Annotated in this window: 14 protein-coding genes; 11 read left to right on the forward strand and 3 right to left on the reverse strand. The window is 42.7% G+C overall.

What is annotated here, in order from left to right:
- Window positions 1-4 precede the first annotated feature (4 nt).
- From HCZ42_RS17580 to rmf, 4 genes are all read left to right on the forward strand, one after another.
- Window positions 5-247, forward strand: coding sequence for a glutaredoxin family protein (locus HCZ42_RS17580; RefSeq protein ID WP_167422072.1), 243 nt, complete (start codon window positions 5-7; stop codon window positions 245-247).
- On the forward strand, window positions 225-2,141 hold the full coding sequence (locus HCZ42_RS17585; protein WP_167422073.1) for an ABC transporter ATP-binding protein: 1,917 nt from the start codon (window positions 225-227) through the stop codon (window positions 2,139-2,141). The genes HCZ42_RS17580 and HCZ42_RS17585 overlap by 23 nt, the downstream gene beginning before the upstream one ends.
- A gap of 6 nt (window positions 2,142-2,147) precedes the next feature.
- Entirely contained in the window at window positions 2,148-3,740 is a 1,593-nt protein-coding gene (locus HCZ42_RS17590) for a DUF3466 family protein (protein ID WP_167422074.1), read from the forward strand.
- A gap of 165 nt (window positions 3,741-3,905) precedes the next feature.
- Window positions 3,906-4,079 carry a ribosome modulation factor gene (gene rmf, locus HCZ42_RS17595; protein WP_053408617.1) on the forward strand — a complete coding sequence of 58 codons (174 nt, stop codon included), beginning with the start codon at window positions 3,906-3,908 and terminating at the stop codon, window positions 4,077-4,079.
- A gap of 131 nt (window positions 4,080-4,210) precedes the next feature.
- Here the strand turns inward: rmf and fabA are convergent, their stop codons facing one another.
- Together fabA and HCZ42_RS17605 are read right to left on the reverse strand one after the other, a co-directional pair.
- Window positions 4,211-4,729: a bifunctional 3-hydroxydecanoyl-ACP dehydratase/trans-2-decenoyl-ACP isomerase gene (gene fabA / locus HCZ42_RS17600; protein WP_053408618.1), complete on the reverse strand. Its 519-nt coding sequence runs from the start codon at window positions 4,727-4,729 to the stop codon at window positions 4,211-4,213.
- Window positions 4,730-4,821: 92 nt separating this feature from the next.
- Window positions 4,822-6,471 (reverse strand): AAA family ATPase, encoded by a 1,650-nt coding sequence (locus HCZ42_RS17605; protein ID WP_167422075.1) that lies wholly within the window; start codon window positions 6,469-6,471, stop codon window positions 4,822-4,824.
- Between the two features lie 171 nt (window positions 6,472-6,642).
- Between HCZ42_RS17605 and matP the strand changes: the two genes are divergently transcribed.
- The 5 genes from matP to HCZ42_RS17630 all read left to right on the forward strand — a co-directional run bounded on the left by matP (window position 6,643) and on the right by HCZ42_RS17630 (window position 8,906).
- Window positions 6,643-7,089, forward strand: coding sequence for a macrodomain Ter protein MatP (matP, locus tag HCZ42_RS17610; RefSeq protein ID WP_167422076.1), 447 nt, complete (start codon window positions 6,643-6,645; stop codon window positions 7,087-7,089).
- A gap of 9 nt (window positions 7,090-7,098) precedes the next feature.
- Complete coding sequence (locus HCZ42_RS17615) at window positions 7,099-7,410, forward strand: DUF3634 family protein (protein WP_167422077.1); 312 nt, start codon at window positions 7,099-7,101, stop codon at window positions 7,408-7,410.
- Window positions 7,411-7,513: 103 nt separating this feature from the next.
- Window positions 7,514-7,825, forward strand: coding sequence for a hypothetical protein (locus HCZ42_RS17620; protein WP_167422078.1), 312 nt, complete (start codon window positions 7,514-7,516; stop codon window positions 7,823-7,825).
- A gap of 185 nt (window positions 7,826-8,010) precedes the next feature.
- A complete protein-coding gene (locus tag HCZ42_RS17625) occupies window positions 8,011-8,484 on the forward strand; it encodes a GNAT family N-acetyltransferase (protein WP_368484197.1) in 474 nt (157 codons plus the stop codon).
- A gap of 17 nt (window positions 8,485-8,501) precedes the next feature.
- Window positions 8,502-8,906: a GFA family protein gene (locus HCZ42_RS17630; RefSeq protein WP_167422079.1), complete on the forward strand. Its 405-nt coding sequence runs from the start codon at window positions 8,502-8,504 to the stop codon at window positions 8,904-8,906.
- A gap of 519 nt (window positions 8,907-9,425) precedes the next feature.
- Here HCZ42_RS17630 and HCZ42_RS17635 read toward each other — a convergent pair.
- The gene (locus HCZ42_RS17635) at window positions 9,426-10,286 is read right to left on the reverse strand and encodes a LysR family transcriptional regulator (RefSeq protein ID WP_167422080.1); all 861 of its coding nucleotides are present in this window, start codon (window positions 10,284-10,286) and stop codon (window positions 9,426-9,428) included.
- Between the two features lie 99 nt (window positions 10,287-10,385).
- Here HCZ42_RS17635 and HCZ42_RS17640 point away from each other — a divergent pair, with 99 nt between their 5' ends.
- Together HCZ42_RS17640 and HCZ42_RS17645 are read left to right on the forward strand one after the other, a co-directional pair.
- Window positions 10,386-11,450, forward strand: a complete 1,065-nt coding sequence (locus tag HCZ42_RS17640) for an HlyD family secretion protein (protein ID WP_167422081.1) — start codon at window positions 10,386-10,388, stop codon at window positions 11,448-11,450.
- Window positions 11,451-11,461: 11 nt separating this feature from the next.
- Window positions 11,462-11,579, forward strand: a 118-nt coding sequence (locus HCZ42_RS17645; RefSeq protein WP_167422082.1) for a DUF2955 domain-containing protein, incomplete at its 3' end; no start/stop codon positions are given.

An 11,579-nucleotide genomic window follows, 5' to 3' on the forward strand; every position in this document is an offset into this window, starting at 1 on the left:
TGACGTGATCACTCTATACAGTACAGAAGGGTGCCATCTCTGCGAGATGGCCTTTGAACTTTGCCAGCAAGCTGGAGTCGGTAATCAAATAGAGATTGTTGATATCGCTTTTGATGATGAGCTATTTTCTCGTTACGGCGTAACTATTCCGGTGCTGAATTTTCAAGGAAACGAGATTAATTGGCCCTTTGATTTACAAGAATTACAACATTGGTTAGATAGCAATGGCATTACTTACCATCAATAACGGATTGCTGGCGTACGGTGATCACCCCTTATTAGACCACGCAGACTTTGCACTGCAAGAAAATGAGCGAGTTTGTTTGGTTGGCCGCAACGGTGCGGGTAAATCAACCCTGATGAAAGTGCTGGCTGGAGAAGTCCAGTTAGACGACGGCAAACTGACAGTAACGCAAGATGTCGTGGTTTCTCGCTTAGAGCAAGACCCACCGCGTAACCAAGAAGGCACAGTATTTGATTACGTCGCTGGTGGTTTAGCTGAAATAGGACATCAACTTAAGATCTATCAAGATCAGCTCGATCTCATCGCAGTTGACCCTTCAGAGCAAAACATTAATAAACTTGCTCGCATTCAAGAGCAGTTAGAACACACAGGCGCATGGCGCTTTGAAGACCGTATTCAAAACGTACTTGCCGCTTTGAAGCTGGATGGCCATACCAAATTAACCGATCTGTCTGGTGGCTGGCAGCGTAAAGCGGCTCTGGCACGTGCTCTGGTGCGCGATCCAGACGTATTACTTCTCGACGAGCCAACTAACCACTTGGACGTCACCACGATTGAGTGGCTAGAGACGTTCCTGAAGGATTTTCGTGGTTCTATTATCTTTATCTCGCACGACCGTACCTTTATCAAATCGATGGCGACACGCATTGTTGACCTTGATCGCGGTAAGCTTGCTTCTTTCCCTGGTAACTATGATAACTACCTAGTTGAAAAAGAAGAAATGTTACGCGTAGAAGAGATGCAGAACGCTGAGTTTGATAAAAAACTCGCTCAGGAAGAAGTATGGATTCGTCAAGGCATCAAAGCTCGTCGTACTCGCAATGAAGGTCGTGTTCGTGCGCTTAAAAAGCTCCGCGAAGAACGAATTAACCGCCGTGAAGTACAAGGCAAAGCGAATATCCAAATCGATGATGCGTCTCGCTCAGGTAAGATCGTTTTCGAAGCAGAAAACATCAACTACAGCATTGATAATAAATCGATCGTTAAAGATTTCTCTTTCAATATTATGCGTGGTGATCGCATCGCGTTGATTGGTCCAAATGGCTGCGGTAAGAGTACGTTGCTTAAGTTGCTGCTTGACGAACTCAAGCCGAACTCAGGCAAGCTGCATTGCGGTACCAAGCTAGAAGTCGCGTACTTTGACCAATATCGTGAAATCCTCGACCCAGAGAAATCAGTGATTGATAACCTCGCCGATGGTAAACAAGAGGTTATGGTGGGTGGACGTCAGCGTCATGCACTGAGTTACTTACAAGACTTCCTGTTTGCACCAAAACGCGCTCGTACACCAGTCAAAGCGTTGTCTGGCGGTGAAAAGAACCGCTTACTACTGGCTAGAATCTTCCTGAGACCAAACAACTTGTTGGTGCTTGATGAACCAACCAACGATTTAGATATCGAAACTTTGGAACTTTTAGAAGATTTACTTGCCAACTATCAGGGTACCTTATTACTGGTTAGTCACGATCGTGAGTTCGTTGATAATACAGTGACGACGAGCTGGATATTCGAAGGCGATGGTGTCATTGAAGAGTTTGTTGGCGGTTATCATGATGCTCAGTACCAAAGAGCGCAGACTCATAAGTCTCGAGCGGTTGAAAAACCAGCAAAGTCGAGCGAGCAGGTTGAAGAAACTCCCAAAACTGCACCAGTTAAGGGTAAGTCTAAGAAGTTATCTTATAAACTGCTGCGTGAGTTAGAAGCACTGCCAGCAAAACTAGAAGAATTAGAAGCTGAGATTGAAAACTTGCAAGAGCAAGTGAACAACCCAGAGTTTTTCTCAAAACCAGTAGAACAGACACAACCGATTTTAGATAAGCTCGCTGCAACAGAGCAGGAGCTGGAAGTTGCTTTTGAGCGATGGGAAGAGCTCGAAGCAATGCAACAGGAAAGTTAACATCGAATGAGTAGTAAGATTTTCAAAATTTCAATGGTTGCGGCGACAGTTGCCGCGTCATTCAGTGCAAACGCTGCACTATATAACGTATATAAGTATGATCCAGTGGATTCTAGCAGTCAGACCTTTGGTTCTGCGATTCAAGAGTCTAGTGCTGATTGTTGGGGTACAACTGATTGTTCAACAACCCATACATCAAATCACCAAATCGGCTACGAAGAGCAGAGATTCCTTCAGGGTTTTGAATATCGCAATGAAGCGCCATTTTTGTTTGAGTACGGTTATGAGTTTTTAGAAGATGGGCGTGATGGTTTCGAAGACTACTGTAATCGTTATCTAGACTATGCTGACACGCTTTGTGAAAAGTGGGCATACCGACAATACGACTCTGGATATGCTAAAGAAGTGGCTGGTGACTACGAAAATGTAACCGCGTACGTAGAAACGACACGAGATGGCACGTCTTCAAACAACACTGTCATTAATGCTCTCGATAGTTCTGCAGTGATCACTGGTAGTTATCAAGCCAGTGGTAGCGAGCGAACTCGAGGATTCGTTAATGGTACTGACGTCCCCGTTCTCGGTGATCGAACTCAAGCATTTGCGACCGGTAACGGTTTGACTGTAGGTTCAGTTTCAACTCAATCCACTAAATACAGCAGTGATTATACTTCAAAGGCTGCGGTTTGGGATGGTACAACTCTAACTTCAATTGAATGGGTCGGCGCGGAAGAATCAAGTCGTAGTATGCCTCAAGGCAGTGCACGTGATCTTGCATTCGTAGATACGAATGGTGATGATGCGGGTGATGTAGATTATGCCGTAGGTTACAATGCAAACTCTGATGAGATTCCAGTAGCGGCCGTATTTAATCTTAGTGATTTATCTGATGTCAAAACCAAGTTCGTTTCTAAATACTCCGATGATGAAAAATACCTAAACTCGTTGTTAACTTCTGTTAACGACAAGGGCTTTGCGATTGGTACCGCTAAGTATCGTGAAGCAAATGACGGTGCTTACTCTAACAGTCTGTTTTATGTACCGGACGTAACGGCTTCATCGTTGAGCTCAAAGAGCTTCTCTGGTGACATCTTCTTTAAGAGTGCGAACGGTAAAGCTGGTGCAATCAATAACAACAATGAAGTTGTAGGTGCTATCGACTATGAGCGTCATCGTGAATCAAACGGCGGTAAACCTAGAGCTCAGCGCGCGTTTATTGCACCGATAGAGAATGCACCAAGCGCGATAACAGAGCGCCTTAAAAACCGTGCGTGGTACTTGGATGACTTGACTAATGGCTCAAATGCCACTGAACCTAACAACAGTTTCCGTATTATTGACGCAGCAGACATCAATGATGCTGGTGTTATTGCTGGTACTGCATACTACTGTGCTGGTGGTTATGATAGCTCAGCAATTAATGCAAGCTGTTCTTCAGGTGCATCGCTGGTGGCGGTTAAACTAGTACCAATTAACGGAGCAACAGCGAGTAATATTTCGGCTCGCCCGGTAGATAAAAACAAAGTTGAAAGGCAGGGTGGTTCGATTGGCGTATGGGCTCTGACCATTCTTGCTTTGTTCGGGTTCCGTAGAAAATAGACTAAATTTTAAACAAGAGCACAGCCTCACATTTTTGAGCCTGTGCTTTTTTTATACCTTGAGATCGGAGCGATTTTGATCGATTCTTAATTGTGGAGTCACAAAAGCTCCATATAAATTTAATAGTAGTACGTTAGAAACACTTTTTTGTATGAGGACGACACTATGAAGAGACAAAAGCGTGACCGCCTGGAAAGAGCGCAATCTCAAGGATACAAAGCGGGCTTAAATGGCCGTTCAATGGACGCCTGTCCATACCAACAGATGGATGCTCGATCCTATTGGCTTGGTGGTTGGCGCGACGCCAGGGAAGACAAGCACTCTGGTCTCTACAAATAACGACTCAAATCCACATACAGTCAGGAACTAAGCCCCGAAAGGGGCTTTTTAATATCACATTAATGCACTATAACTAAAAATTATGGATACAAAAAAGCGACTCCGGAGAATCGCTTTTGAAAAGAATTTACTTAGAAAGCAGATGTATCTTGGAAGAGGCCAACTTTAAGGTCTTTAGCAACGTAAATCTCTTTACCATCTACTAGTACTCGGCCATCTGCTAGACCCATTACAAGCTTACGGTTTACAACGCGCTTCATGTGGATCTCGTAAGTCACTTTTTTCGCTGTTGGCAGGATTTGGCCTGTGAATTTAACTTCGCCAACACCTAGTGCACGACCTTTACCTTTGCCGCCAACCCAACCAAGGAAGAAACCAACAAGTTGCCACATTGCATCTAGGCCAAGACAGCCAGGCATTACTGGGTCACCAGGGAAGTGGCAGTCAAAGAACCATAGATCAGGAGTAATATCGAGTTCTGCTAGGATAAGACCTTTGCCGAAATCACCCTCTGTCTCAGACATCTTAGTGATGCGATCCATCATTAGCATGTTAGGCGCTGGTAGTTGAGGATAACCAGCACCAAATAGCTCGCCTTGGCTAGAAGCTAGAAGATCATCGCGGTTATAAGATTCACGTTTGTTTTGCATTATCAATTACTCCAATTTTTGATAGCTGCATCTTAGTGAACACGTGTAAGCTAAACAACTCCAACCAGTCTGATTTTTATCAATTAGTTAGATTAAGAAAACCAGTTTTTGATTCGATCCACAATTCCGTGTGGGTGTTGTTCATGTCGTTCAAAGTTTTCTATTCTTTGAGCGATCTTGCTAATCACGCTTTCTTCGTCGTCACCACGGAATGGTTTGCCCATGATCAGTGGTATCGCTTCGTCCACGGTCGATACAGACCAGATATGAAACTCATCATTTTTGATACTATCGACAACTTCTTGTTTTAGCGACAAATGCTTCAAGTTTGTTTTCGGCAAGATGACACCTTGGTTACCGGTTAAACCTTGATGTTTACAAACATGATAGAAGCTTTCGATTTTCTCATTTAATCCCCCAACTGCTTGAACGCGGCCAAACTGGTCAACTGCTCCCGTCACGGCGACTTGCTGGTTGATAGGGTACTCGGATAGGGCGCTAACAAATGAACAAAGCTCGGCTAACGTTGCGCTGTCTCCGTCCACTTCGCAGTACGATTGCTCAAATACCACGGATGCAGAGTAAGGTAGCGGTTCATCTAGTTGCAATGCGCTACTCACAAATGCTTGCATGATCATCATACCTTTAGCGTGTAGATTACCGCCTAGCTCAGCTTTACGCTCAACGTCTGAAATATCACCGTCGCCAAAATGGATAACACACGAGATTCGAGCTGGCTCGCCATACGATAGTGGGTGTCCAGGGACATCAATCACAGTTAAACCATTGACTTGTCCAACAATTTCACCATCGGTTTCAATGACGACTTGTCCCTCTGTAATATCGGCTATCGCACGTTCAGGCAGGTAAGACTCACGGAAGTATTTCTGATTGATTGCTATATCTAGATCGGATTCAGTTAGATTGGTGCCGGCACTGGTCAACATCGCTTCTTGGAACAAAGACAAGTACCATAGAGCCTCAATCGGCATGTAGTCTTGATCCTCGGTATAACGCGCACCTGCGACCATCAAACGGTGAAGGGCATCGAAGGTTAGGTCGGGTAGTGCATAGCTCTTTAACAGCCATGAAATATAGCCTAAGTAAGAGGCAATCGTAGACTCGTTAAGGGTCAACTCGTTTTCGATCTCAGTATAAAGCGCCAAACCGTTATACAGTTCAGGTTCAATACACTCTAGATCAGAGATCTGGTCTCGATCGCCGACAATGATGACTTTAACGTCAAAGGACTGGCTTGGCTCTTCGTTGGCGATCTTTTGCGGGTTAACGTTGATTGGGCTGCATGCCTCACCAAGCAAAACGGTTTTCAAAGCTTGCCAGCTAACGGGATTTGCTAAGATTAGATTAACGGGAATGATCAGATACCCGCCATTCGCTTTGTGCAGCAAACCTTGATTGAATGTTGTAATTTGCCCTTCATCATTACACATGTAAGAGCCTAATAACGCCTTGGCTGATAATGACTCGGTCACTGAAACAGCGCTGTCACTGATTTGCGATTCGAGTGCTTGTTTGATGAGGTTGCGATAGAAGACATTATCAATTGAATTGATAATCAACGCGCGGGTGAAACCTTTCAGCGACGAAAATGTTTTTAAAGATTGGCTTAATCTAGGTTGAATACCAAGAAAATCGACAGGTTCGAGAGTTGAGAACTGCTTTAATATCTCGTCATATTGTGAATATTGCGGGGTGACAGCACGCCAGTTTTCTTGATTCATTTAATTTAATCATTAATAACAAAATGGCTGAAATTATATAGAAAAAGGGGATTGGGAGATACCGGTAATTTATTCTAATGATCTTGATCGATTTTCTATTACAATGGGATTGTAACCTGAAGTGGATAGGGTTACGCTGTCACCTTAAACGTCACCGGAAATTGCATAGTCATGAAATATCAACAGCTTGAAAACTTAGAGTGCGGTTGGAAATGGACTTACCTGATCAATAAATGGAAAGCTGGAGAGTCTATTACTCGCCACATCGACACAAGTGAAGCTGATGCGGCTATCGCTGAATTGAGAAAGCTTGAGCACGAACCAACCAAAGTGCTTGAGTGGATAGAGCAACATATGGCTCAAGAGTTAGACAACAAACTTAAACAAGCGATACGAGCTAAGCGTAAACGTCATTTCAACGCTGAGCAAATTCATACTAAAAAGAAATCCATCGACCTAGACTATCGCGTTTGGGAGAAGCTTTCACACCGTGCAAATGAATTAGGATGTACGCTTTCAGATGCGATTGAATACTTGTTGTCGGAAGCTTCTCGTAGCGAGAAGGCTAGTAAAACGGTTAGTAGCTTAAAAGAAGATTTATCTAAGTTGTTAGATTAAGGAGAGGCTATGCTTTACGTTATTTTAGTTGCCGCTATTGTTATCTTTTGGCTCGTTGCTGTTGACAGACCAGTACTAAAGGTAAAGTTTGAGAATGGCAGAATCGTATCTGAAAAAGGGCATTTTCCTCCATCTTTTCGTCACAACGTAACGGATATTGCTGAGCATACACCATTTTCAGGTGAGCTTAAGGTATATCAACAGCGAACAGGGACGAAGCTTAATTTTTCTAAACAAGTGCCTAAAAAAGTACAGCAACGTATTCGTAACGTTTTTCCCCACCAAGGCTTTAAAAGCAAGGGCACGAAGAAGTCCGGCTGATAGACATATCACTTACTTCGCTACTATACCTACCTCGACGTAATGTGGTTTATGTATTTTTTCCTGAAATCCCTCTGATATTCTGGGATAGGAAGACAATGCTATGAAACCACATTTACTTATCTTTCTGACTCTTTTTTCTGCTTCATCGATTGCTATAGACGATGCAGAGCGTAACCCCATTGCGAAAAAGATTAAGCAACGAGTAGTCAAAGAACTATCCAAGCAACAACTCGATGGTTATTGTGACCTTTTTATTGAATTCAGCCACGATGATCGCTATGCAAAGGTGAAGAAAGTACGTGGGACCGGGGATCATAAAATTTGTAAAGTAGGCAAGAAGGCTATCAAGCGCGGCCAGCGTTTTAAGTATCAGCAACCTGAAAAGTACATTCGAATTCATGTAACAAGTTAAAAATAGATTTCTAAGAATAGAAAAATACCACTTATGCACTATAACTAAATAGATATGAAGGAATATTAATTTTTGAGAACATCACTTGGTTTTATTTCTTACAAAGATACATAATAGATTCAATAAGATATTAGATAAATGCTACAGCGTAACGTTTTGTGCTGTGAGATTTTTAAGGATTAGAAGTGTTGTTTATAGAAAAACTAACCGAGCCAGTTCTTGAAAAGGTACTGGAATTGTCTGTTGATGATTCGCAGCTCAAGTATGTAGGAACAACCGAAGAAATACTCAATGGGCTTCCAGATTCATGTATTCCGCATGTCATTAAATGTGGAGAGGAAGTCGTGGGGTTCTTTCTACTAGATTTTAGTTATTCAGAATCTTATGAGTTTGCGCGCGAGAAACCTTGTATTGGGCTTAGAGCATATTTGATCGACGCGCGTCAACAAGGCAAAGGATATGGAGTTCAAGCAGTAAAGTTATTGCCTGATTACGTTAAATCTCAGTTTCTAGGCGTGCGCAAAATCTACTTAACCGTAAACTGTAAGAACCCAATCGCAAAAAAGTGTTATGAGAAAGCAGGATTTATCGACAGTGGTGAGCTTTATTTGGGTGGTGCAGCTGGGCCACAATACATTATGTCCTTGAATCTAAAATAGAAAAATATGGAGTCACTATGAAAGGAAAATGTTTGTGCGGTTCAGTGTCTGTGGAAACCGAATCGGTCAATGAAGTTGGCCTTTGCCATTGCAGTATGTGCCGCAAGTGGTCGAGTGGTCCATTGCATGCCATCCACACCAAACAAGGTGTTAAGTTTAATGGAATTGAAAAAATCACTCGATTCCAGTCATCTGATTGGGCAGAGCGCGGTTTCTGTTCTAAATGCGGTACCCATTTGTTTTATTATTTGATCCCAGCTAATGAGTACGTGCTGTCTGCAGGGCTTTTTCCTGAAGAGTGCTTTACGTTGGCCAGCGAAATTTTTGTCGATGAAAAGCCAGCGTATTACGAGTTAAACCCAAACTCACACAAAATGACCGCTCAAGAAGTGTTTGAACAATACGCTCCAAAAGAAGAATAAGCACAAAGGTTACTTTAAGTGACGACGTAACAGTTTGTGTGGTTTTGTATTTGTCACGCATGATGTTGGTTTAACAAAATAAAATGATTGGCTCAAGACTTTGGATGTTCGTACGACAAGGACAGGCTAGCATCTAAAGTCGAAGGCAATAACATGTCTGAACGCAGAGCGCGAAGGTTAAATGCAAAGTTCGTTAAAGCAAAAAGTCGGCAAGATTTAGTTACGCGAACAAAGAGTTGACTAAGAATACAATTGTATTTAATTTATTATTTAAGTGCGCATTATGTATATTATGTTAAATGAGGTGTCGTATATTTCAATGTGTACGCTTCTTTACCTCTCTTCTAGCTTTCTGGTTTCCTCAAAGATTGAACATAATTAATTTACCATAAAATACCTAATAATCAGTTTGATAATCAGAGATTAACAAACTGATTATTAGAACAGCCATCTTGTACTGTTATGTTATTTAACTCTCATAGAGTTCGGCAGCAAAACTCAGGATCTATTGCGCTTAACTTACTTAAACTTCTCTCTAAACAACTCAATTAATGCTTTGACCTTATTTGGTAAAAACAACGAAGATGGATAAATCAGAGTTAGGTGTTGCTTAGGATGAGTAAACTCAGGCAGAACTTCAGTCAACAAGCCGTCTTTCAATGCCGGTTTCGAATGTATTTGTGGGATAAATGCGATACCGTTCCCTGCTATTGCCATTGAGCGCAATAAGTTCAGATCGTCGGATTTGAGTGCGAGATGTAACTCAGGTCCGAGCAAGTTTGCGTTATATCGATTGGTCAATAGTCGATGTTGTTGTAAATCTTCCATTGTCTTAATTAGCGGGTGTTTGTCTAAATACGCCTGAGAAGCAACAAAATGGCTGCGATACGGCAGCAAACTAAACTGCACATAGCTATCATCCGTCACTTTAACGACGCTGGGTAATAGCTGAAGATCGAAAGCTTGGCGTTTTAGATCTAGACTTTCTTGATGGTTCTCAATCTCTACCGATATGTCAGGATAACGTGTCGTGTACTCAGCAATAATGGAGCTAAAAGCAGCTGAACTCATCAAGGCAGAAGGAATTGCTAAACGCACCCTACCGCTCAACTCTTGTTGATATTCGTACATAACATTCAAACCTTGTTGGATGTGCTCGACTGATTGTCCAACAAGTTCAAACAAGCGGTTCCCATGTTCAGTCAACTCAATAGTTCTGGTTGTACGAATAAGCAACTGAAAACCTAGTGCTTTTTCAAGCTCTTGTAGCCGACGACTCACTTTGGAACGCTGCAAGTTGTTTGCATCGGCCGCTGCACTAATTCCACCGTGTACAACGGTTTGGGTAAACAGATAAATGTCGTCGAGATTTACGTTCATTGTCCTATTTTTAGCTCATTAATGTGCTTTATATCATTCTACTTAACTGTAATGGACTTCTCTATAATCTCCTATCTTATTTGTTACCTGGAGCTTCAAATGACTGCAGATCAAAAATTCAGACATTGGATGCGTACGTTGATTGTCCTGTTCATCGTACTATTTTTATACATCATCATTGCTGACCGTCATGCGCCACTCACAACTGAAGGTCGCGTTCAAGGGTACGTCGTGCAGGTAGCACCTGAAGTGTCCGGAAAAGTTACTCATGTTTCAGTGATAAATAATCAGTCAGTTAACAAAGGTGACGTGCTATTCACTATCGATGAGCGGAAGTACGACATCGCTTTGGAGCAAGCTGAACTATCACTTCAATCAGCGTATGAGAAAGAAGCGACCTTATATTCTCAACGTGAAGCGGCGGTGGCGAATATTGCTCGCGCACAAGCGACGTATGATAACGCGCATCGTGAATACAATCGCTTACTCAAACTATCGAGACAAAAAGTGATTTCACAGTCGTCTGTCGACAACGCTTTCGCTCAAAACCAAGTTGCTCTCGCTACATTGAAGGCGGAGCAGCAAAACTTGAAAGTCATTGAAGCCCAGCTTGGTGATAAGAAAGGCGAAAGTACTGCGGTACGTATTGCGAGAAATAAACTAGAAAAAGCTCAACTAGATTTAACCAATACTCAAGTACTCGCACCGAGCGACGGCGTGGTAACCAATCTACAATTGGAAGTCGGTACGATGGCGAACACTAATATGCCACTACTTACTTTTGTTCCTACTGGTTCTATGTGGGTCGCTGCAGATTTTCGTGAAAAATCAGTCGCCAACTTGAACGAAAGTTACCACGCCTTGGTGGCATTCGATGCTAACCCTGGTGGTGTTTATGAGTTTGATATCTCAAGCCGTGACTATGGTGTAGCCGCTGCGCAACAAACACCAAACGGTGCATTGACGAAAGTTGAAGTAAATAACCGTTGGGTTCGAGATGCGCAACGTACTCGAGTAAATTTAACTAGCCAGGACAACCTACCGTCATCACTGTTTGTTGGGTCGCGCGCGACTATCGTTGTCTACCCACAAGACAATGTGTTTTGGCATCTAATGGCACAGGTACAAATTCATATTGCTAGCTGGTTCCACTTTATTTACTAACAGGTGCCGGAATGAAAACGTTACGTATTTGGTTTGGCTGCTCGATGGGACTGGCGTTGAGTATGGTGTTTGGCTGGTCTTATGGTTTTTTCGCCATAATGATGCCGCTATTTATACTAGGACGAATGG

It is taken from the genome of Vibrio hepatarius (genome assembly GCF_011806575.1).
In the GTDB taxonomy this organism is placed as follows: Bacteria; Pseudomonadota; Gammaproteobacteria; order Enterobacterales; family Vibrionaceae; genus Vibrio; species Vibrio hepatarius_A.

Bases quoted from the DNA above. Each gene is read 5' to 3' on its own strand.
- HCZ42_RS17585 (WP_167422073.1), top strand. From the start codon at position 225: ATGGCATTACTTACCATCAATAACGGATTGCTGGCGTACGGTGATCAC.
- HCZ42_RS17590 (WP_167422074.1), top strand. From the start codon at position 2,148: ATGAGTAGTAAGATTTTCAAAATTTCAATGGTTGCGGCGACAGTTGCC.
- rmf (WP_053408617.1), top strand. From the start codon at position 3,906: ATGAAGAGACAAAAGCGTGACCGCCTGGAAAGAGCGCAATCTCAAGGA.
- fabA (WP_053408618.1), bottom strand. From the start codon at position 4,729: ATGCAAAACAAACGTGAATCTTATAACCGCGATGATCTTCTAGCTTCT.
- HCZ42_RS17605 (WP_167422075.1), bottom strand. From the start codon at position 6,471: ATGAATCAAGAAAACTGGCGTGCTGTCACCCCGCAATATTCACAATAT.
- matP (WP_167422076.1), top strand. From the start codon at position 6,643: ATGAAATATCAACAGCTTGAAAACTTAGAGTGCGGTTGGAAATGGACT.
- HCZ42_RS17615 (WP_167422077.1), top strand. From the start codon at position 7,099: ATGCTTTACGTTATTTTAGTTGCCGCTATTGTTATCTTTTGGCTCGTT.
- HCZ42_RS17620 (WP_167422078.1), top strand. From the start codon at position 7,514: ATGAAACCACATTTACTTATCTTTCTGACTCTTTTTTCTGCTTCATCG.
- HCZ42_RS17630 (WP_167422079.1), top strand. From the start codon at position 8,502: ATGAAAGGAAAATGTTTGTGCGGTTCAGTGTCTGTGGAAACCGAATCG.
- HCZ42_RS17635 (WP_167422080.1), bottom strand. From the start codon at position 10,286: ATGAACGTAAATCTCGACGACATTTATCTGTTTACCCAAACCGTTGTA.
- HCZ42_RS17640 (WP_167422081.1), top strand. From the start codon at position 10,386: ATGACTGCAGATCAAAAATTCAGACATTGGATGCGTACGTTGATTGTC.